Below are 20,568 nucleotides of genomic sequence, written 5' to 3' on the forward strand. Positions count from 1 at the left end.
ACCGGCAGGGACTTCTTTCTGGTCCAAATACCCCTGCGACCGCGCCGCCGACGCGGCGCCGCCCCTTAGCGGAACGGCATCGCGTACATCAGCCCGCCCTGGGTCCACAGCGCATTCAGCCCGCGCGGCAGCCCGATGGGGGTCTGTTCGCCGATATTGGCGGCAAAGATCTCGCCATAATTGCCCGAGGCGGCGATGGCGCGCTTGGCCCATTCCCGGTCCAGCCCCAGCATCGCGCCGTAATCCTCGGCGCTGCCCAGCATCCGCTGCACATCGGGGTTGTTCGAGGATTTCGACAGCTCTTCCAGATTGGCCGAGGTGACGCCGTATTCCTCGGCCGAAATCAGCGCGAAGATCGTCCAGCGCACGATGTCGCCCCAGTTGTCGTCGCCGTGGCGGACCGCCGGGGCCAGCGGTTCCTTGGAAATGATCTCGGGCAGGATCACGTGGCTGTCGGGATCGGCAAAGGCCGCGCGGGTCGCTGCCAGCCCCGAGGCGTCGGTGGTATAGGCGTCGCAGGCGCCCGCCATGTATTGCTGTTCGCCTTCCGAGTTCGAATCCACCTGCACCGCCTGATAGGTCAGGTTGTTGGCGCGGAACCAGTCTGCCAGATTCATTTCCGTCGAGGTGTCGGACTGCACGCAGATGGTCTTGTCGTCCAGATCCATCGCCGAGGTCACGCCCAGCTCCTTGCGGACCATGAACCCCTGACCATCATAGTAATTCACCGCGGTGAAGTCGAACTTCATCGCGATGTCACGCTGAAAGGTCCAGGTCGAGTTGCGCGCCAGCAGGTCCACGTCGCCCGATTCCAGCGCGACAAAGCGGCTTTGCCCGGTGGTGGGGACGTATTTCACCTTGGAGGGGTCGCCCAGCACCGCCGCCGCCACCGCCTTGCAGATCGCCACGTCAAAGCCCGACCAGTTGCCGTTGGCGTCCGGGGCGGCAAAGCCGACCAGCCCGGTGTTGACCCCGCAATTCAGCACCCCGCGTTCCCTGACCTGCGCCAGCGTGTCGCCGTCGGCGGCGACCGCAGCGGCGGGGCCGATCGCCAGCGCCACCGCCATCAACGGGGCCATCGCTGCGGCCGGGGCCGGGAATAGCTTGTCTCGCATGGACACCCTCTCTGTTGCCGGCCGGATCTGCGCCCGGCGCGTTATGTGCGGACCCGACCGCAGGTGCGACCAGCCGCGCTGGCGCTGAAACAATTTCTCGGGTTCAGGCCATCCGTCAAGCGTTATGGCAAGCGGGCGGATCGCCGCACAATAGACCCAGCAGCCGCTCGGCCACAAGCATCGCGTCCAGCCGCGCGGCGGCGGCGGCATCGGCCTCGGGGTCGCGGCCCCAAAGCGCGGCCTGATGCTCGTCGTCCAGCCGAGACAGCGCGTGCGCCGCCGCCGCATCCAGCCGCCCGTGCAGCACCGCCAGCCCCAGGACCAGCGAGCCGGGGATCGTGACCAGATCATGCACCGCCGTCAGCTGCCAGGGCGACAGCGCATCCAGCCGCGCCCGCAGCCGCGCCAGCGCGCCCGGGTCCTGCGCGACCGGGATCACCCCCTGCGTGACCCGCAGCCCGGCCCCCAACTCCTGCGCCGCCCAGTCGAGCAGCGGGTCCCACTGCGCCGCCTGCTGCGCGGCCAGTTCCGCCGGATGGGCGGCGCGATAGCACAGAAGATCGGTGCCGCCGTATTCCGCCAGCATCCCCGCGACCTGCGCAAATTGCGGCGCGACCCGTTCGACGGCCGAGTTGGCGGCGCGGGTCAGCGGCATCGTTGCAGGTGCAATTACATCCTGCTGCGCCTCCCATTCCGCCGCCACCGCCTGCGCCAGCGCTTGCGTCGGCAGCACCAGCGGCAGCTTTCCCGGGGTGCGCAGCGCGCGGTCGTCCAGCCGCAGCTGCCAGCCGTCGCCCACGGGCTCGACGGCGGTGGTCGTCCAGAACCGCCGGGCCCTCCATTCGCCGCTCATGCCGCCCACTCCTCGATCAGCGCGTGCAGCTGCGGGAAATCCGTCGCGACCGAGCGGGCGCCGGCGGCGAACAGCTCGGCCGCCGGGTGGTGGCCCCAGCCGACGCCCAGCCCGGCGATCCCGGCATTGCGGGCCATCAGCATGTCGAAGCTGGTGTCCCCGATCATCACCGCATCCCGCGCGCCGGTGTCCGACAGGCAGGACAGGATCATCCCCGGCGCAGGCTTCGAGGGATGCCCGTCCGCACAATGGGTGGCGGCGAAATATCCGCCCAGCCCATGCGCCGCCAGCAGCCCGTCCAGCCCGCGCCGCGATTTGCCGGTCGCCACCGCCATCAGCAGGTCGCCCCGCCCGGCCAGCCGCGCGAGACAGTCCAGCGCCCCCGGGAACAGCGGCGATTCGGCGGCCGAGCGGGCGGCAAAGTAATGGCTGCGGTAGCCCTCGACCACCTCGGCGCGGGTGGCGGGGTCGGCGTCGGGCAGCAGGGTGGCCACCGCCACCGGCAGCGACAGCCCGACGATGCTGCTGACCTGCGCCGCCGGCAGCGGCGGCAGCCCGGCGCGGGTGGTGCCTGCCTGCATCGCGGCCATGATCTGCGCGTGGCTGTCGACCAGCGTGCCGTCGATGTCCCAGATGACCAGCTTCATGTATTCCCCATCAGATCGGCGAACGGGTCGGCCGGCACCTCGTTTTCGTGCCAGCCCAGCGTCTTCCACGTCCGCGCCATGTGCTCGGGCAGCGGCGCGGTGATGGTGATGCGCCGCCCCGTCACCGGGTGGTCGAAGGCGATCGAGCGCGCGTGCAGATGCAGCTTGCGGCTGATTTCCCCGCCCAGCTGCGCGCCCCAGCCGTCGCCCAGGTTTTCCTGCCCCGAGCCACCGTATTTCCCGTCGCCGATGATCGGGTGCCCCAGCTCGGCCATATGGGCGCGCAGCTGGTGGGTGCGGCCGGTCACCGGCACCAGCGCACACCACGACACCCGGCTGCCAAGGCTGTCGAGCACCGCGTAATCGGTGGTGGCGCGCTTGGCGCCTTCGGTCTGGTCCACCTTTGCAGGGTGGACGCAGATCATCTTTTCGCCTTCGCCCCCGCGGCCGTGGCCGGGCGCCTTGACCAGGCCAAAGCGGATCGTGCCCAGCTTGGGCGAGGGCACGCCGGCCACCGCGGCCCAATAGATCTTGCGGGTGGTGCGTGCCCGGAACGCCTCGGACAGGCGGCGCGCCACCCGGTCGGTGCGCGCCAGCAGCAACACCCCCGAGGTGTCCTTGTCCAGCCGATGCACCAGCTTGGGGCGGTCCTTGTAGCCGAACATCAGCGCCGCGCTGAGCCCGTCCACATGCCGGTCCCCCTGCCCCGAGCCGCCCTGCGAGGGCAGCCCGGCGGGCTTGTTCAGGGCGATGACATGTTCGTCCTTCCACAGCACCGCCGCCTGAATCATCTGCGCGTCGGTTTCGCGGATCGCCGCGCGGGGCTGTGCCGGAACCGGGGCGGCGGCGGGCAGCGGCGGAACGCGCACCTCTTGCCCGGCCTCGACCCGTGTCGCGGGCTTGACCCGGCCGCCGTCCACCCGCAGCTGTCCGGTGCGGCAGAGTTTCTCGATCGCGATCTGGTTCAGCTGCGGGAACCGGCGCCTGAGCCAGCGGTCCAGCCGCTGCTCGCCCTCGTCCGCGCCGACGCGGATCACCTGCACCCCGCTCATGCCAGCACCTTGTGCCCGACGGCCAGCCCCGCCAGCAGCGCCGCCAGCGACAGCCCGACGCTGGCCGCGACATACGCCAGCGCCACCGCGCCCTGTCCGCGCTGCCACAGCGTCACCGTGTCCAGCGAGAATGCCGAAAACGTGGTGAACCCGCCCAGAAGCCCGGTCATCAGCAAGGGCGCCGGCGCATTGCCGCGGCCCGCCAGCACCATCACCAGCAGCCCCATCAGGAACGAGCCCGCGATATTCACCGCCAGCGTCCCCACCGGGAACCCCGGCCCGAACAGCCGCCCCGCGCCGATATTGACGCCGTGGCGCGCCACGGCCCCCACCGCGCCGCCAAGCGCCACCTGTAAAACCGGATGCATCATCGCGCTGACCTGTAGCCGCGCGGGGGCAAAGTCAACCGATCCACCATCACCCGCCCCGCTTCAGCCGCTGGCTGACGAACCAGTCCAGCCGCTTTTTCAGCTCGCGTTCAAAGCCGCGCTCGACCGGGGTGTAAAGCACCGGGCGGCGCATCCCCTCGGGGAAGTAGTTCTGCCCGGAAAACCCGTCCTCGGCGTCGTGGTCATAGGCGTAGCCGGCGCCGTAGCCCTGTTCCTTCATCAGCCGCGTCGGCGCGTTCAGGATATGGGCGGGCGGCATCAGGCTGCCGGTCTTGCGCGCCTCGGCCCGCGCAGCCTTGTAGGCGGCGTAGCTGGCGTTCGATTTCGGGGCGAGCGCCAGATAGATCACCGCATTGGCCAGCGCCAGCTCTCCCTCGGGCGAGCCAAGCCGTTCGTACATCGCCCAGGCGTCCAGGCAGTGGCGCTGCGCGGCGGGATCGGCCAGGCCGATATCCTCGATCGCCATGCGGGTGATGCGGCGGGCGAGATAGCGGGGATCCTCGCCCCCCTCAAGCATCCGCGCCAGCCAGTAGAGCGCCGCATCCGGGTCCGAGCCGCGCACCGATTTATGCAGCGCCGAGATCAGGTTGTAATGTTCATCCCCCGACTTGTCATATTTCGCCGCCCGCCGCATCAGCCGCTGCGACAGCTCGGCCGGGCCCAGCGGGTGGTCGGTCTTCCACGCCATCACCTGCTCGATCAGGTTCAGCACCGCGCGGCCGTCGCCGTCGGCCATGGTCAGCAGCGATTCGCGCGCCTCGCCGGTCAGGGGCAGCGCGCGGCCCAGCTCGCGCTCGGCCCGCTGGGCCAGCAGCTCCAGATCGGACAGTTCCAGCCGCTTGAGCACGACGACCTGCGCGCGCGACAGCAGCGCGGCGTTCAGCTCGAAACTGGGGTTTTCGGTGGTGGCACCGACCAGCAGGATGGTGCCGTCTTCCATGTGGGGCAGGAAACTGTCCTGCTGCGCCTTGTTGAAACGGTGGATTTCATCGACGAACAGCAGCGTGCCCTGGCCGGTGGCATGGCGCTGGCGGGCGGCGTCGAACAGCTTGCGCAGCTCGGGGACGCCGGAAAAGATTGCGGAAATCTGCACGAACTCGCGGTCGGTCTGGTCGGCCAGCAGCCGCGCGATGGTGGTCTTGCCGACCCCGGGCGGGCCCCAGAGGATCAGCGAGGACAGGCTGCCCGCGGCAAGCATGGCGCCCAGCGGGCCGTCCGGCCCCAGCACATCGCCCTGGCCGACGACATCGCCCAGACGCTGCGGGCGGATGCGGTCGGCCAGCGGGCGATGCGCCGGGCGGGCGGATGCGGACCCGCGCGGGGCGTCGCCCCTGTCGCGAGGGTCACGGTCGTCGGGGTCTGGGTTGTCGAACAGGTCGGCCATGGCGGGCAGATTACGCTGCCCGCCACGCGGAGGGTATCCCCCACACCCTACCCCGGCCACCTCAGTGCATCTTGCTGGCGAGGTTGATCGCAACGCACTGGAAATCGCCGTCGTCGATCCACATCACCCGGCCGATGGCCTCGGCCTCGACGCCGCAGCGGCCGTACCAGCGGGGCCATTTCGCGTCGGTCAGCGCGACCAGCCGGGTGGCGCCCAGCTCGCGCGCCGCCCGCGTCATCGCCCCGGCCATGGTCATGTGCACCCGGCGGCGAATCGCCATCGGCGTCGCATGGTTCACGAACACCCGCGTGCATTCCCACACCTGCGGATCGACCGGGGCCTCCTCATACAGCAGGTCCTGCGGGATCGACCCGCCCAGGATCCCGCGCTGCGCGTCGCGGATCATATATGAATAGATCCCGCACTGGGCGGTCGTGGGGGTCAGCCGGAAGCCCCCGAGCACGTGGTTTTCGCCATCATGCACGGCCACCCAGCGGCTGGCCGGGGTGTCATACTGGTCGAACTCCATCCCGTCCGCCTGCGGCAGGTCCCAGTTCTTCTGGACGATGAAGCTTTGGCGGCGGGCGCGGAACAGATTGGCGAACAGGTCTCCGTGGTTGTGAAGGTTGCTGAAGGAAAGCGTGGTGGTCTGCATGGTTTTCTCCTGGGGTTGTAAGGGTTGGACCCCCCGGAGCGAACGCGGTGAAAGGAACTTTCGAGGCGAACGGTTTACAGCAGACGGTAATCCTTTGCTCGTTGCAGCGCCTCGGCAGTCGTCTTGGCCATCAACCTTTCACGGGCCGAGATCAGACGCGCCTTGAACGCACTTTCGGTAATGCCGAGCTTAGCGGCCGCCGCTGCGTGGCGATCACCCTCCGCGATGCACCGAAGGGCCTCTTGCTGAGCCTTCGTCAGGCTCTCCGGCGGCTCGGTGATGTCATGGAGCCGTCGTACCAGCGCCGAGATCGCTTCGATCTCGTCATCCGTGAATTCGCGGGTGCCGTGGGCGAAACTGGCGATGGTGCGCGACTTGATCGGGCCGCAGGACACCGTCAGACCAAAGGTCAACCCATGCCGACCCGCGTCTGCCATGATGCCGAACGGGTCGGGGATCGGCATTGCAGACCACCGGACGGTTCCGGTGGTCGAAAACCCCCAGGCGATGGTCGGATCGCGCAGGGCAAAGGCGTTGGCCGTATAATGTTCCGCCCAGGCTTCGGGGTAGGTCTGGAACATCATGATCGGCGAGGTGAACCGAATGTGCAGCCCGATCGAATAGCCGGATTGGGCCAGCTTTTGCAGGCGGGACAGGGTCGCGGTAATCTCGGCTCTCAAGGACATGGCTTTTTAGACAGATTGCTCGGAACTAGATCTCTGTTAACTATGCAGAATGGGAAGGACTATGCCAGAGATGTGGTGTAAATCATGTGCTTTCCACCGAACATTCACGCAGATAAGTGTTAAAAAAGCCCGCACAGCAGGCTGTGCGGGCGCGCATGTGACGCAACGTCACTGGACAAATCATGCCGCGCCCGACGGTCGGAGCCACCGGGCGCGCAGTCCGGCCTAGTCTTCCAGCTCGGCTTCCAGGCGGGCGCGGTCGCCGGCGCCCTTGGCCGAGACGTCGCGCTCGACGAACTCGATGATCGCCATCGGCGCCATGTCGCCATAGCGGAAACCCGCCTTCAGCACGCGGACATAGCCGCCCTGACGGTCCTTGTAGCGCGGGCCCAGCTGCTCGAACAGCTTGGCAACAGGCGCATCCTGCTTGAGCTGGGCAGCCGCCAGCCGGCGGGCGTGCAGGTCGCCGCGCTTGGCCAGGGTGATCAGCTTTTCGATGACCGGGCGCAGTTCCTTGGCCTTGGGCAGGGTGGTCTTGATCTGCTCATGCTCGATCAGGCTGCAGGCCATGTTGGAAAACAGCGACTTGCGGTGCTCGTGGGTGCGGTTGAGGCGGCGATAGCCGCGGGCGTGACGCATGGTGGTCTCCTATCAGCGTTTTGCTTTGTCCGGCGGCCGTGCGTTGCGGACGCTCTCCTTGGGGCGGAATGCCCAGGGTGGCGGGGACCAAGGCCCCCGCCGAAACTCAGAACTGGTCGTCGAAGCGCTTGGCCAGGTCCTCGATGTTCTCGGGCGGCCAGTCCACGACGTCCATGCCCAGATGCAGGCCCATGCCCGACAGCACTTCCTTGATCTCGTTCAAGGACTTGCGGCCGAAGTTCGGGGTCCGCAGCATCTCGGCCTCGGTCTTCTGGATCAGGTCGCCGATATAGACGATGTTGTCGTTCTTGAGGCAGTTGGCCGAACGGACCGACAGCTCGAGCTCATCAACCTTCTTCAGCAGGCGCGGGTCGAACTCCAGCCCGTCCTCGGCGTCCTGGGTGCGGGCCGATTCCGGCTCCTCGAAGTTGACGAACACCGCCAGCTGGTCCTGCAGGATGCGGGCGGCATAGGCCACCGCGTCCTCGGGGGTCAGCGAGCCGTCGGTCTCGATGCGCATGGTCAGCTTGTCATAGTCCAGCACCTGCCCCTCGCGGGTGGGGGTGACTTCGTAGCTGACCCGCTTGACCGGCGAAAAGATCGCGTCGATCGGGATCAACCCGATCGGGGAATCCTCGGCGCGGTTCTTGTCGGCGGCGACATAGCCCTTGCCCACGGAAACCGTCAGCTCCATGTTCAGCTCGGCGCCCTCGTCGAGGTTGCAGATCACATGGTCGCGGTTCAGCACGGTGATGCCGGCGGTCTCGGCGATCTGGCCGGCCTTGACCTCGCCCGGGCCCTTGGCCGACAGGGCCAGCCGCTTGGGGCCCTCGACGTCCATCTTCAGCGTCACGCCCTTGAGGTTCAGGACGATGTCGGTCACGTCCTCGCGCACGCCGGGGACGGACGAGAATTCATGCAGCACGTTGTCGATCTGCACGCTGGTGATGGCGCCGCCCTGCAGCGAGGACATCAGCACGCGGCGCAGCGCGTTGCCCAGCGTCAGGCCGAAGCCCCGCTCCAGCGGTTCGGCGACGATGGTGGCGACGCGGGCCGCGTCGGCGCCCGGCCGGATATCCAGCTGCAAGGGCTTGATCAGTTCGGCCCAGTTCTTGTGGATCATGCGATTGCCTCCATTCCTGTTCCCGGCCCCATGACCAGCCGCCGGAAACGCCCGAGGTAAAATGCGAAACCCGGCCCGCACCAATCGGCGCGGGCCGGCAGAAAATCCGGTGGATCAGACCCGGCGGCGCTTGGGCGGGCGGCAGCCGTTATGCGCGATCGGGGTCACGTCGCGGATCGCGGTGATGTTGAAGCCGACGGCGGCCAGCGCGCGCAGCGCCGATTCGCGGCCCGAGCCGGGGCCCTGCACCTCGACCTCGATGGTGCGCATTCCGTGTTCCTGCGCCTTCTTGCCGGCGTCCTCGGCGGCCATCTGCGCGGCATAGGGGGTCGATTTCCGCGAGCCCTTGAAGCCCATGGTGCCGGCCGACGACCACGAGATCGCGTTGCCCTGCACGTCCGAAATCAGGATTTTGGTGTTGTTGAACGAGCTGTTCACATGCGCCACGCCGGTGGCGATGTTCTTGCGTTCCTTGCGCTTCATGCGCGTCTTGTCGCGTGCCATGGTCCCAAGCCCTCCTTACTTCTTCTTGCCGGCGATCGGTTTCGCCGGGCCCTTGCGGGTGCGGGCGTTGGTGTGGGTGCGCTGGCCGCGCACGGGCAGGCCGCGGCGGTGGCGCAGGCCGCGGTACGAACCCAGGTCCATCAGGCGCTTGATGTTCATCTGCGTCTCGCGGCGCAGGTCGCCCTCGACGGTCAGGTTGGCGTCGATGTATTCACGGATCTGCAGGACTTCGGCGTCCGACAGTTCGTTCACGCGGCGGGTCGGGTCGATGCCGACGGCCTGGACGATCTGTTCGGCATACATCGGGCCGATGCCGTGGATATATTGCAGCGCGATCGGGACGCGCTTGCCGGTCGGGATATTGACGCCAGCGATACGGGCCAAAGCCGTTCTTCCTTTACGTTGCGGTTCCGTAGTGCCGGAACCTTTTTTCACAACCAATGGCCCTCGGCATCACGCCTCGGGCCATCGCTTCACCCCGGATGGGTGATTCTCGGATGAGATGCCTGCGGTTAAAGTATCGCGCGCCCCGCGTCAACATGCCGCCCGGACGCGCGAGCCGGTTTCAGCCGCCGATCCGGTCCACGACCGCCGCGACCTGGCGCCCGACCTCGTCCATCTCCGCCATGCCGTCGACGGGGGCGAGGGTTTTCTTGGCGTAGTAATAGCCAACCAGCGGCGAGGTCTTCTTGTAGTATTCCATCAGCCGGGTCTTGAGGCTTTCGGGGTTGTCGTCGGCGCGCCGCTTCATGTCGGTGCTGCCGCAGACGTCGCATTTGCCGGGTTCTTTCGTGGGTCGGGTGGTGTCGTGATAGACCTCGCCGCAGTTGCCGCAGGTAAAGCGGCCGCTGATGCGGTCGACCAGCGCCTCGTCATCGACGCGCATCTCGATCACCGCGTCGATCTTGCGGCCCATGCCGTCCAGCAGTTCCTCAAGCGCGTCGGCCTGGGCCAGGGTGCGCGGGAAGCCGTCGAAGATGAAGCCGGGGGCCTCGACCGTATCCAGCTTTTCGCGGATCAGCCCGATCACGATCTCATCGGTGACCAGCTGGCCGCGGTCCATCACGTCGGCCACGATCTTGCCCATCTCGGTGCCCGAGCTGCGCGCATCGCGCAGCATGTCGCCGGTGGAAAGCTGCACCAGCCCCCGTTCTTCGACCAGGGTGCGGGCCTGGGTGCCCTTGCCCGCGCCGGGCGGGCCCAGCAGGATGATGTTGATCGTCACGCGGCGTCCCCTTTCCGTAATCTCAGCTGGCCCGTTGAAAGGCTCCGTTATCAATAGGTCGTCAGCGCCGCGCCGGCAGGCGGCGAGGCTTGGGCTCCCCCGGCTTGCGCTTGCCGCGCAGTTGGGATTTCTCGATCAAAGCCTCATACTGATGGGCAAGCAAGTGGCTTTGGATCTGGTTGATCGTGTCCATCGTCACCGAGACCACGATCAGCAGCGAGGTGCCGCCGAAATAGAACGGCACCGAGAACCAGTCGCGCACGATCTCCGGCATCAGGCAGACGGCGGTCAGGTAGATCGAGCCGATGACCAGCACCCGGTTGACCACATAGTCCAGATATTCCTCGGTCCGCTTGCCCGGCCGGATGCCGGGGATGAACCCGCCCTGGTTCTTGAGGTTCTCGGCCACGTCGTCGGATTTGAACGACACGTTCTGCGTGTAGAAATAGGTGAAGAAGACGATCATCGCCGCGAAGAACAGCAGATACAGCGGCTGTCCCGGGCCGAAATAGGCCAGGATCGTGGACATCACCGGCCCCGTCTCGTTCCCCGAAAAGGTCGAGATGGTGATCGGCAGCAGCAGCAGCGAGCTGGCGAAGATCGCCGGGATCACGCCCGCCGGATTGACCTTGAGCGGCAGGTGGCTGGACTGGCCGTCATAGACCTTCATCCCGACCTGGCGGCGGGGATACTGGATGCGGATCTTGCGCAGCGCGCGTTCCATGAACACGACGAAGGTCATCACCACCGCGACCAGCACGATGATGCCCAGCACCACCGGGGTCGAGACCGCACCCGTCCGCCCCTGCGCCAGGAACTGCGCCAGGCTGCCGGGGATTTCAGCCAGGATGCCCACGTAGATGATCAGCGAGATGCCGTTGCCGATCCCGCGCGAGGTGATCTGTTCGCCCAGCCACATCAGGAACATGGTGCCGCCGACCAGCGTGATGATCACCGACGCCTGGAAGAACAGACCCGGGTCCTGCGCCATGCCGCCGGCCTCGAGGCTGACGGCGATGCCATAGGCCTGGAACAGCGCCAGCAGCACCGTGCCGTAGCGGGTGTACTGGTTGATCTTCTTGCGGCCCTGCTCGCCCTCTTTCTTCAGTTGCTCGAGCGAGGGGACCATCGCCGTCATCAGCTGCACGATGATCGAGGCCGAGATATAGGGCATGATCCCCAGCGCGAACACGCCCATCCGCCCCAGCGCGCCGCCGGTGAACATCGACAGGATGCCGCCGATGCCCGACTGCGCCTGTTCCATGAAGTTGCGCAGCGCGCCGCCGTCGATGCCGGGAACAGGGATATAGGTGCCAAGCCGATAGATGATCAGCAGCCCCAGCGTGAACCAGATGCGTTGGCGAAGCTCGGTCGCACGGCCCAGCTGTCCCCAGCTGAGATTCGCGGCCATCTGTTCTGCGGCTGACGCCATGACTGCCCCTTTGTCTGTCGCCCGACCCGCCCCGGCGGGGCCGGATTTGACAGCGCCGCCGACCGTTGCCGGTTCGGCGGCGCTGGAAAAACCTGTCCGCTATCTAGGCGGCGCCGCGCGCCGCTTCAACAGCTATTCCGCCGCTTACTCGGCCGCAGGCTCTGCCGCCGCAACCGGGCGGGTCAGGGTCAGCGAACCGCCCGCGGCCTCGACCGCTGCCGCAGCGGCAGCCGAAGCGCCGGCCAGCGTCAGCTTCAGCGCGGTCTTCAGCTCGCCCTTGGCCAGCAGGCGGATGCCGTCGCGCTTGTGCTTGGTGGCACCGGCCGCGACCAGCGCATCCTCGTCCAGCTCGGCGCCGGCGGCAAGCTTGCCCGCCTCGACCATCTTCTGCAGCTGGCCCAGGTTAACCACCGCGAACTCCAGCCGGTTCGGCTTGGAGAAGCCGCGCTTGGGCAGGCGGCGATAAAGCGGCATCTGGCCGCCTTCGTAGCCGTTCAGCGCCACGCCCGACCGCGAGGTCTGGCCCTTGATACCGCGGCCGCCCATCTTGCCCTTGCCCGAACCCGGGCCACGGCCGATCCGCTTTTTCTTGCGGTTGGCGCCTTCGTTGTCGCGAAGCTCGTTCAGTTTCATGTCGCTATCTCCCTTGCCGGAAACACCCCCAACAGCGACAAAGGGGGTGCACACGGACATTGAATCACTCGGACGCCGGGGCACGGGGCCGCGGCGACTGCCGGGGTCTATAGCGCCCGCGCCGGCGATGCAAGCCCCCGGCCGGGCGCGCCCTGCCCCTTGCTAGGCGCCGAAGGGTTCGAGCGGCAGGTCCTCGGCCTCGGCCAGGGCGCGGCATTCCGCCATGGTCAGCGCGGCAAAGAACCCGGCCGGGTCGTCGCCGGCCAGCGCGTCCAGCCGGGCCTTGAAATGCGGCTCGAACGCGGCGCAGGCGACATGGCCGTCGGCCAGCGGATAGATCGCATATTCCGGCCGCGCCCCGGACAGGATCCCGCCCGCCACCGTGGCACGGTGCCGCACCGGGGCGGCGAACCGCTCGGCCGCCTGCCGCAGCCCGACCGCGGCGTGACGGCCCGGCCGCCCGCGTTCGCGCCCCAGCAGCAGCGCCGCCGCGGCGCCGGCCGCGGCCTCGGCACCGGCCAGATCGGCAATCAGCGTGCGCGGCATCGCCTCGCCCTGCAACAGCCCGACGGCGGCCTGATAGGTCAGGTCGTGGCCGGGCACGTCCGGGGCCTGGGTGTCGCCCACGATCTCGACCCAGCACAGCGCGGGGTTCAGCGCCGCCAGCTCCGGCACGGTAATCCCCAGCCGGGCCAGCGCCGTGCGGCGGTGGCTGGAAATCAGCAGATCCGCCCCGCGCAGCAATTCGTGGAACCGCGCCGTGCCGTCCTCCGAACGCAGGTCCACCGTCTCGACCGTGGCCGCGCGGTTCAGCTCGGCATACCAGCCGGGCATGGCGTGGCCGGTCAGGTCGCCGGCGGGGGGCTCGATCTTGATGATCTCCATTCCCTGCGCGGCAAGGATCGCGGCGGCGGCCGGGCCGGGGACGTTGATCGCCATGCAGATGGCGCGCAGGCCGGAAAGGGGCAGGTCGTCTTGCATCGTCGTCTCCGCTGGGGTTTCCGGCAGCTTGCACGGCGCGGCTGCGGGTTCAACCGCGCGCCGCCATTCCCCGGCACGCCGCCCGCAAGCCCGCACCCTGCCCATGATGGGCAGGCGGCCGGTCCGGACCTTGCGTCACAGTGGCGCGGGACCTTGCGGCGACCCGCCCGCCCTGCGCAATGTGGCCGCTATCACAGAAGGCAGAGGAAGAGGGAAACCATGCTTCTGGGCAAGATGATGCACCAGCCGCTGACCGTGGGCTCGCTGATCGACCACGCCGCGCACTATCACGCCGAGACCGAGATCGTGTCGGCGCTGACCGAGGGCGGGTTCGAGCGCAGCACCTGGGCCCGCGTGGGCGAGAACGCCCGCCGCATCGGCTCGGCGCTGCAGGGCCGCGGGATGGAGCCGGGCGACCGGATCGGCACGCTTGCCTGGAACAACCGCCGCCATCTGGAACTGTATTTCGGCGTGCCGGGCATGGGCATGGTCTGCCACACGCTGAACCCGCGGCTGGCGCCCGAGCAGCTGGCCTATATCGTCACCCACGCCACCGACCGGATGCTGTTCATCGAGCGGACCTTCGTCCCGATGATCGCGTCGATTCGCGACCAGCTGACCACCCTGCGCGGCGTGGTCATGCTGGGGCCGCGCGACGAGGCGGCGGCGGCCGAGCTGCCGGGGCTGCTGTTCTACGAGGACCTGCTGGCCGAGGGCGACCCCGCCGCCCCCTGGGCCGAGATCGAGGAAACCGCACCCTCGGCGCTGTGCTATACCTCGGGGACCACCGGCAACCCCAAGGGGGTGCTGTATTCCCACCGCTCGACGCTGCTGCACGCGCTTTGCGTCAACAACCGCGACGGGCTGGCGATCGGCGCGGCCGATTCGCTGATGCCGGTGGTGCCGATGTTCCACGTCAACGCCTGGGGCACGCCCTATGCCGCCGCCGCCGTCGGCGCGCGGCTGGTGCTGCCGGGGCCGCGGCTGGACGGTGACAGCCTGGCGCGGCTGATCATCGACGAATCGGTGACCATCGCTGCCGGGGTGCCGACGATCTGGCTGGGGCTGCTGAACGCGCTGGACGGGATGGATGAAAAGCCGGTCAGCCTCAAACGCACCATCGTCGGCGGCTCGGCGCTGCCGCCCTCGATGCGCGCGGCCTTCCGCGACCGTTACGGGGTCGAGCTGATCCACGCCTGGGGGATGACCGAGACCAGCCCGCTGGGCACGCTGAACGCACCGCTGGCCAAACATGCCGCGCTGAGCCACGCCGAACAGGACCAGATCGGCAACGGCCAGGGCCGCCCGCCCTTTGGCGTGCAGCTGCGCGTGGTCGACGCCGACGGCACCGTGCTGCCCGACGACGGGGTGACCGAGGGCCAGCTGCAGATCCGCGGCCACTGGATCGTGGACCATTACTTCGGCCACGAGAAAACCGCGCTGACCTGGGACGGCTGGTTCGACACCGGCGACATTTCCACCATCGATCCCGACGGCTACATGGTGATCCGCGACCGCGCCAAGGACATCATCAAGTCGGGGGGCGAGTGGATTTCCACCGTCGACCTGGAAAACATCGCCGTCGCCCACCCCAAGGTCGCCAACGCCGCCGCCATCGCCGCGCGGCATCCGAAATGGGACGAGCGCCCGGTGATCTGCGCGCAGAAACGCCCGCAGAGCGACCTGACCGAGGAAGAGCTGCTGGCCTTCTACGACGGCAAGGTGCCGCGCTGGCAAAGGCCCGACCGGGTGATCTTCGTGGAAACCCTGCCGCTGGGCGCCACCGGCAAGGTGGTCAAGGCCAGCCTGCGCGAGATGTATGGCGATGTGCTGTGGGACGAGGCCATGGCCGAGCTGGAGGCCGAAAAGGGCTGAGGCCCGGCCCCACGGCGTGGTCGGAGCGGGGGGTTTCCACCCCCGGCCACCGCCGCGGCCTTCCTTGCTGAAACAGCCCACTGGCCCATCCGGCGGGAAAACAGCCTTGGGGGCTGTTTTCTGATCCGCCTCCTATTCGAGGCGCGCGGAAGCCCGGAGGATATTTGCGGCAAGATGAAAGCCGCGGAAGGCGCGTAGAAGGCCTGCGGGAAGCGGTAGGGATGCGCGGAAGGTTCCGCGCATTGCCTTTTGGATCAGGCGTGGGGTGTCCCAGCGGGGAACTAAGGGTCCGGGATGCACGGAAGGCTCAGTACATTGCCGCGTTGGATCAGGCGTCCCGGTTTCAGCGGGAACCAAGGAGCCGGGATGCACGAAAGGCTCCGCGCATCGCCACCTTGGGTCAGGCGCCGGGTCCCAGCGGGGAACTGACACCCGGGATGCGCGGAAGGTTCCGCGCATTGCCAGTTTGGATCAGGCGTTCGGGTTCCAGCGGGGAACCTAACGCCCGGAATGCGCGGAGGGGGCCGCGCATCGCCACTTGGGATCAGGCGTCGGGGTCCCACCCCGAGATCTGCTTGGAGTCCATGAACTCCTCGAGCCCCCAGACCCCGCCCTCGCGGGCCCGGCCCGAGGCCTTGACGCCCCCGAAGGCAGAGCCGCGGCCGCGGCTGGCCCCGTTCATCTCGACCATCCCCGATTGCAGCTGCCTTGCCAGACGGTTGCGGCGCGCCCCGTCCGCGGTCTGCACGTAGTTGGTCAGCCCGTAAGGGGTATCGTTGGCCATGGCAACGGCCTCTTCTTCGGTGTCGAAGGGGATGATCGACAGCACGGGGCCGAAGATTTCCTGCTGCGCGATGGTCATGTCGTTGCTGACATCGGCGAACACGGTGGGGCGAACGAAATAGCCGCGGTTGACGCCCTCGGGCAGGCCGGGGCCGCCGGCGACCAGCCGGGCGCCCTCGTCGATGCCCTTCTGGATCAGGTCCTGGATCTTGTCCCACTGCTGCTTGCTGACCACCGGGCCGATGTGGCGCCCCTCTTCATGGGCGCTGCCGACGCGGGTGCTTTCGGCGACCGCGCGGGCGCGCTCGATCGCCTGTTCGTAAAGCGGGCGCTCGACCAGCATCCGCGTGGGGGCGTTGCAGGACTGGCCGCTGTTGTAGAAACAGTGCTTGGCGCCGCGTTCCACCGCCTTGTCGTCGGCATCGGCAAACACCAGGTTCGCGCCCTTGCCGCCCAGTTCCAGCGCCACCTTCTTCAGCGTGTCGGCGGCGGCCTTGGTGATCGCGATTCCGGCGCGGGTCGAGCCGGTAAAGGACACCATGTCCACGTCCTTGTGGGTCGACAGCTGCGTGCCCACCCCTGCCCCGTCCCCGTTCACCAGGTTGAACACGCCCTTGGGGAAGCCCGCCTCGTCCATCATCTCGGCGAACACCATCGAGGACAGCGGCGCGATTTCCGATGGCTTCAGCACCACCGTGTTGCCCGCCAGCACCGCCGCCACCACCTTGAGCGTGACCTGATTCATCGGCCAGTTCCAGGGGGTGATCAGCGCCGCCACCCCGATCGGTTCCCACGCCACCATCGAGGTCGGGGCGTGCGGGCCCAGCGGCCGGATGAACACGAACTTGCGGAAAGCCTCGATGAAGGTCTCGATGTGATACGAGCCCGAGCCGGCCTGGTCGGCCTTGGACATCGAGGTCGGGGCGCCCATCTCGCAGGTCATCGCCCGGGCCACGTCGTCGTTGCGGCGCTTGTAGACCTCGAGCAGGCGCTCGACACAGGCCAGCCGCTCGGCCGGCGGCGTTGCCGACCAGGCGGGAAATGCCGCCTTGGCCGCGGCCACCGCGCGGTCGGTATCCTGCTGCCCGCCCAGCGAGATCACCGCAAAACCTTCCTCGGTCGAGGGGTCGATCACCTCGAGATCTTGCGGCGCCGCGGGGTCTACCCATGCGCCGCCGATGTAGAATTTCCGCTTGTCCTCCAGCCCGGCCATCGCCTGCCCTCCGCTATGGGTCTCTGTCGGCGGGCAGGGTCGCACCGCAACCGGCCCGGCGCAAGGTCGGCCGAGCCGGCGATGTGGCCGGCATACCGGGCAATCCGACCGATGACCTCTGGTAATCGGGGTCGCGGGCCCTATCTGGAAAGGTTGGCTCACAAGAACAAGGATCACTGAATTGTCCCTGCGCATCAATGATATCGCCCCCGATTTCACTGCCGAGACCACCGACGGCGAGATCAGCTTCCACGAATGGCTGGGGGACAGCTACGGAATCATCTTCAGCCATCCCAAGGACTTCACCCCCGTCTGCACGACCGAGTTCGGCGCCGTGGCCCGTCTGGCCGAGGAATGGGAAAAGCGCGGCACCAAGGTGGTGGGCGTGTCGGTGGACAGCGCCGACGACCATCGCAAGTGGAAGCGCGACATCGAGACCTTCGCCGGCTGCCCGGCCAACTTCGCCATCATCGACGATACCTCGCTGAAGGTGGCCAAGCTTTACGACATGCTGCCGGCCGAGGCCTATCTGCCCGACGGGCGCACCGCCAACGACAGCGCCACCGTCCGCACCGTCTATATCATCGGCCCGGACAAGAAGGTCCGGCTGATGATGACCTATCCGATGTCGGTGGGTCGCAACTTCGCGGAAATCCTGCGGGCGCTGGATGCGGTGCAGGCCACCGACGGGGTGCCGATCGCCACCCCGGCCGACTGGCGCCCGGGCGAGGACGTGATCGCCGCGCTGTCGCTGACCGACGAGCAGGCCGAGGCCAAGTTCGGCAAGGTCGACCGCAAGCTGCCCTATCTGCGCTTCGTGGCCCAACCGCAGCGCTGAACCGGACCGCACCAAAGGGAAACGCCCCGGCCGCTGCCGGGGCGTTTTCTTTGGGCGCTCGGTGTCGGGCGCCGGGTCCGGTCAGCCGCAGGTGACGTTCACCAGCCGGCCCGAGCGGTTGTATTCGAAATTGACCCGGTTCGGGTTGAAGTCCGCGGTGACCGGATCGCCGGTGCGATAGTGGCGATAGACCGTCCCCGCCGGCAGGGTGATCGCGGGCGACTGCTGGCCGACATACTGCTGATAATCGGCAGCGACGCAGGTCTCGGCCCCGTCGGGCACGATGACGGTGGTGGTCTGGGGCGGCGGCGCACAGGCGGCAAGCGCGGCAGTTCCTCCGACGGCAGCGATGATGACAGGCAGGCGCATGGCAGACTCCTTTGTTTCCATTACCTCTTCAAGCGTGGCTGCGGGCGGTTGGTTCCATGGCGCGGATTTTTCGGCAGGCTTGCGCCGGTGGGGAAATGGCGCGGCGGCGGCACGGTGGCGGCAGGGGGCTGTCTGCGCCCCCATCGCCTGCGGCGATTCCCCCCGAGGATATCTCGGGCAAGATGAAAGAGCGCCGGTAAGGCGGCGTGGAGGGCGCCGCTGAACGCCTCCGAGCCGAGCGCGATCCGGCCCCCCGGGGTGGATCAGAACCTGAAACCGGCGACCATCTGGGTGCTTTCGCCGGTGGCGCGCAGGCCCAAGGTCAGGCGGTCGACCGAAACGGTCAGGACGCCGCCGAAATTGCCCTTGTAATCGGTATCGGGATCGCTGTCCGCATAGCACTGGAAGCCGAGATAGGAATCCGGGCAATCCGCGGCCGCTTCTCGCACCCCGGCCAGCAGCGCCGCATCGGCGCGGAAACGCCCGCTGTCCAGCAGGTTGCCGCCAAGCAGGAGGTTGTAGGAAGTTCCCTGCTCTGGCTGGCTGTCCTGGCCCCAGGTGGAATCGAGCATGGTGCCCTCGGCCCCGAGATCGAACCCCAGCACCATCCTGCTGCCGGCCAGCTGGTGCATGAAGCCGATGGAGAACGGGGTGTCGTCATTCCCGAACGGGCCGTCCGCCTTGGCGTTTCCGGCACCCAGGTAGAACGTGTTTCTAAACGCCCCGTCATCCTGGGCATGGGCGTGGCCTGCCGACAGGGCGAGCAGCAGGCAGGAACTCAGGGCTTTGAACATTTTCGCAGGATACTCCTCGATACGACTGGAGTATCTGCTAGGCCGTTCCCGCGGGCTTTCCCACTCAAGGATAAGGAAAATTCTCGGCAAAACTAAGGGGCGCCGCAGCGCCCCCTTGTCTTATTTCTTTTCTTCGACGATCTGCACCAGATGCGGGATCGAGTTGACCATGCCGCGGACCGCGGGGGTATCCTCAAGCTCGCGGGTGCGATGCATCTTGTTCAGCCCCAAGCCCTTGAGCGTGGCACGCTGGACGGCAGGGCGGCGGATCGGGCTGCCGATCTGCTTGACGACGATGGTTGCCATGCTCAGGCCTCCGCGGTTTCGGCCGCAGGCGCCGCGGCGGGTTTGTCGTGCTGCGGCAGGATGTCGGCGACCTTCTTGCCGCGGCGGCTGGCCACCGAGCGGGGCGAGGCCTCGGCCTTGAGCCCGTCGATGGTGGCGCGGATCATGTTGTAGGGGTTCTGCGACCCCAGCGACTTGGCCACCACGTCCTGCACGCCCAGCATCTCGAACACGGCGCGCATCGGGCCGCCGGCGATGATCCCGGTCCCCGGAACGGCGGTGCGCATCACCACGCGGCCGGCGCCGTGGCGGCCCTCGATGTCGTGATGCAGGGTGCGGCCGTCGCGCAGCGGCACGCGGATCAGGCCGCGCTTGGCCTGTTCGGTCGCCTTGCGGATCGCCTCGGGCACTTCTTTCGCCTTGCCCTTGCCGAAGCCGACGCGGCCGCGCTGGTCGCCCACGACGACGAGCGCCGCAAAGCCGAAGCGCTTGCCGCCCTTGACGGTTTTCGACACGCGGTTGATCGCGACCAGGCGGTCGGCGAATTCCGGGGTTTCCTCGCGCTCTTCGCGGCGGCCCCGGCGGTTGTCACGTTCTGCCATGCGGCATTCCCTATCCTGTGGCGCGCTGCGCGCCGTCAATACCGATCCTGGTGGGACGCCGCTGGGACGGCCCCCGGATCATCGGGGCGGCTCGCCGCTTGCACGACGCGCCGCCCGCAACCGATCAGAACTTCAGCCCGCCTTCGCGGGCCGCGTCGGCCAGCGCCTTGATCTTGCCGTGGAACAGGAAGCCGCCCCGGTCGAACACGACCGTATCGACGCCCTTGGCCTTGGCCCGTTCCGCGATGGCGGCGCCGATCTTGGCGGCGGCCTCGACGTTGTTCTTGCCGACCAGACCCAGATCCTTTTCCAGGGTCGAGGCCGAGGCCAGCGTCACGCCTTGCGCGTCGTCGATCAGCTGGACGCTGATGTTCTTGGACGAGCGGTGGACGGACAGCCGCGGACGGCCGTCGGACATCGCGTGCAGCTTGTTCCGAACGCGCATACGGCGCTTCTGGAACAGTTCTCTCTTGTTCAGTGCCATCTGCGTG

Annotated in this window: 24 protein-coding genes; 2 read left to right on the plus strand and 22 right to left on the minus strand. The window is 67.8% G+C overall.

The genetic code is table 11. The features are described from left to right. Nucleotides 1-65: 65 nt before the first annotated feature. The 16 genes from BUB57_RS11720 to BUB57_RS11795 all read right to left on the minus strand — a co-directional run bounded on the left by BUB57_RS11720 (nt 66) and on the right by BUB57_RS11795 (nt 13,318). Complete coding sequence (locus BUB57_RS11720) at nt 66-1,067, minus strand: amino acid ABC transporter substrate-binding protein (protein ID WP_234952064.1); 1,002 nt, start codon at nt 1,065-1,067, stop codon at nt 66-68. A 163-nt stretch (nt 1,068-1,230) separates the two neighbouring features. Continuing rightward, nucleotides 1,231-1,968 (minus strand): ATP12 family chaperone protein, encoded by a 738-nt coding sequence (locus BUB57_RS11725; protein WP_073067298.1) that lies wholly within the window; start codon nt 1,966-1,968, stop codon nt 1,231-1,233. Then, nucleotides 1,965-2,615, minus strand: a complete 651-nt coding sequence (locus tag BUB57_RS11730) for an HAD-IA family hydrolase (protein WP_073067183.1) — start codon at nt 2,613-2,615, stop codon at nt 1,965-1,967. Before BUB57_RS11730 ends, BUB57_RS11725 begins: the two co-directional genes overlap by 4 nt. Next, nucleotides 2,612-3,667: an RluA family pseudouridine synthase gene (locus tag BUB57_RS11735; protein WP_073067185.1), complete on the minus strand. Its 1,056-nt coding sequence runs from the start codon at nt 3,665-3,667 to the stop codon at nt 2,612-2,614. Before BUB57_RS11735 ends, BUB57_RS11730 begins: the two co-directional genes overlap by 4 nt. After that, nucleotides 3,664-4,038 (minus strand): fluoride efflux transporter CrcB, encoded by a 375-nt coding sequence (gene crcB / locus BUB57_RS11740; protein ID WP_073067187.1) that lies wholly within the window; start codon nt 4,036-4,038, stop codon nt 3,664-3,666. The genes BUB57_RS11735 and crcB overlap by 4 nt, the downstream gene beginning before the upstream one ends. A gap of 46 nt (nt 4,039-4,084) precedes the next feature. After that, a complete protein-coding gene (locus BUB57_RS11745; protein WP_073067189.1) occupies nt 4,085-5,440 on the minus strand; it encodes a replication-associated recombination protein A in 1,356 nt (451 codons plus the stop codon). Between the two features lie 61 nt (nt 5,441-5,501). Further along, nucleotides 5,502-6,095, minus strand: coding sequence for an acyl-homoserine-lactone synthase (locus BUB57_RS11750; protein ID WP_073067190.1), 594 nt, complete (start codon nt 6,093-6,095; stop codon nt 5,502-5,504). Nucleotides 6,096-6,169: 74 nt separating this feature from the next. Continuing rightward, nucleotides 6,170-6,781 (minus strand): helix-turn-helix transcriptional regulator, encoded by a 612-nt coding sequence (locus BUB57_RS11755; RefSeq protein ID WP_073067192.1) that lies wholly within the window; start codon nt 6,779-6,781, stop codon nt 6,170-6,172. 225 nt (nt 6,782-7,006) lie between these two features. Then, nucleotides 7,007-7,420: a 50S ribosomal protein L17 gene (rplQ, locus tag BUB57_RS11760; RefSeq protein WP_073067194.1), complete on the minus strand. Its 414-nt coding sequence runs from the start codon at nt 7,418-7,420 to the stop codon at nt 7,007-7,009. Nucleotides 7,421-7,526: 106 nt separating this feature from the next. After that, nucleotides 7,527-8,543, minus strand: a complete 1,017-nt coding sequence (locus BUB57_RS11765; protein WP_073067196.1) for a DNA-directed RNA polymerase subunit alpha — start codon at nt 8,541-8,543, stop codon at nt 7,527-7,529. 114 nt (nt 8,544-8,657) lie between these two features. Next, complete coding sequence (gene rpsK / locus BUB57_RS11770) at nt 8,658-9,047, minus strand: 30S ribosomal protein S11 (RefSeq protein WP_073067198.1); 390 nt, start codon at nt 9,045-9,047, stop codon at nt 8,658-8,660. A 15-nt stretch (nt 9,048-9,062) separates the two neighbouring features. Further along, nucleotides 9,063-9,431, minus strand: coding sequence for a 30S ribosomal protein S13 (rpsM, locus tag BUB57_RS11775; protein ID WP_073067200.1), 369 nt, complete (start codon nt 9,429-9,431; stop codon nt 9,063-9,065). A gap of 181 nt (nt 9,432-9,612) precedes the next feature. Beyond that, nucleotides 9,613-10,272: an adenylate kinase gene (locus BUB57_RS11780; protein ID WP_143159712.1), complete on the minus strand. Its 660-nt coding sequence runs from the start codon at nt 10,270-10,272 to the stop codon at nt 9,613-9,615. A 61-nt stretch (nt 10,273-10,333) separates the two neighbouring features. Beyond that, nucleotides 10,334-11,704 carry a preprotein translocase subunit SecY gene (gene secY, locus BUB57_RS11785; RefSeq protein ID WP_073067202.1) on the minus strand — a complete coding sequence of 457 codons (1,371 nt, stop codon included), beginning with the start codon at nt 11,702-11,704 and terminating at the stop codon, nt 10,334-10,336. 144 nt (nt 11,705-11,848) lie between these two features. Further along, complete coding sequence (rplO, locus tag BUB57_RS11790; RefSeq protein WP_073067204.1) at nt 11,849-12,337, minus strand: 50S ribosomal protein L15; 489 nt, start codon at nt 12,335-12,337, stop codon at nt 11,849-11,851. Between the two features lie 162 nt (nt 12,338-12,499). Beyond that, nucleotides 12,500-13,318, minus strand: coding sequence for a CoA transferase (locus tag BUB57_RS11795; protein ID WP_073067207.1), 819 nt, complete (start codon nt 13,316-13,318; stop codon nt 12,500-12,502). 219 nt (nt 13,319-13,537) lie between these two features. On the opposite strand from BUB57_RS11795, the gene BUB57_RS11800 reads away from it, so the two are divergent. After that, on the plus strand, nt 13,538-15,193 hold the full coding sequence (locus tag BUB57_RS11800; protein WP_073067208.1) for a long-chain fatty acid--CoA ligase: 1,656 nt from the start codon (nt 13,538-13,540) through the stop codon (nt 15,191-15,193). Nucleotides 15,194-15,737: 544 nt separating this feature from the next. On the opposite strand, the gene BUB57_RS11805 is transcribed toward BUB57_RS11800, so the two are convergent. Further along, nucleotides 15,738-17,180 carry an aldehyde dehydrogenase family protein gene (locus BUB57_RS11805; RefSeq protein WP_200796451.1) on the minus strand — a complete coding sequence of 481 codons (1,443 nt, stop codon included), beginning with the start codon at nt 17,178-17,180 and terminating at the stop codon, nt 15,738-15,740. A gap of 190 nt (nt 17,181-17,370) precedes the next feature. Between BUB57_RS11805 and BUB57_RS11810 the strand changes: the two genes are divergently transcribed. Beyond that, complete coding sequence (locus BUB57_RS11810) at nt 17,371-18,027, plus strand: peroxiredoxin (protein WP_073067212.1); 657 nt, start codon at nt 17,371-17,373, stop codon at nt 18,025-18,027. An 81-nt stretch (nt 18,028-18,108) separates the two neighbouring features. On the opposite strand, the gene BUB57_RS11815 is transcribed toward BUB57_RS11810, so the two are convergent. The 5 genes from BUB57_RS11815 to rplR form a co-directional block, all read right to left on the minus strand. Then, nucleotides 18,109-18,396 (minus strand): I78 family peptidase inhibitor, encoded by a 288-nt coding sequence (locus BUB57_RS11815; RefSeq protein ID WP_073067214.1) that lies wholly within the window; start codon nt 18,394-18,396, stop codon nt 18,109-18,111. 263 nt (nt 18,397-18,659) lie between these two features. Then, nucleotides 18,660-19,190: a hypothetical protein gene (locus BUB57_RS11820; protein WP_073067216.1), complete on the minus strand. Its 531-nt coding sequence runs from the start codon at nt 19,188-19,190 to the stop codon at nt 18,660-18,662. Nucleotides 19,191-19,310: 120 nt separating this feature from the next. Then, nucleotides 19,311-19,496 (minus strand): 50S ribosomal protein L30, encoded by a 186-nt coding sequence (gene rpmD, locus BUB57_RS11825; RefSeq protein WP_073067217.1) that lies wholly within the window; start codon nt 19,494-19,496, stop codon nt 19,311-19,313. A gap of 2 nt (nt 19,497-19,498) precedes the next feature. Continuing rightward, entirely contained in the window at nt 19,499-20,077 is a 579-nt protein-coding gene (gene rpsE / locus BUB57_RS11830; RefSeq protein WP_073067219.1) for a 30S ribosomal protein S5, read from the minus strand. 124 nt (nt 20,078-20,201) lie between these two features. Beyond that, nucleotides 20,202-20,561 carry a 50S ribosomal protein L18 gene (rplR, locus tag BUB57_RS11835; protein WP_073067221.1) on the minus strand — a complete coding sequence of 120 codons (360 nt, stop codon included), beginning with the start codon at nt 20,559-20,561 and terminating at the stop codon, nt 20,202-20,204. Between the last annotated feature and the right edge of the window lie 7 nt (nt 20,562-20,568).

It is taken from the genome of Paracoccus solventivorans, assembly GCF_900142875.1.
GTDB classification, from domain to species: Bacteria; Pseudomonadota; Alphaproteobacteria; order Rhodobacterales; family Rhodobacteraceae; genus Paracoccus; species Paracoccus solventivorans.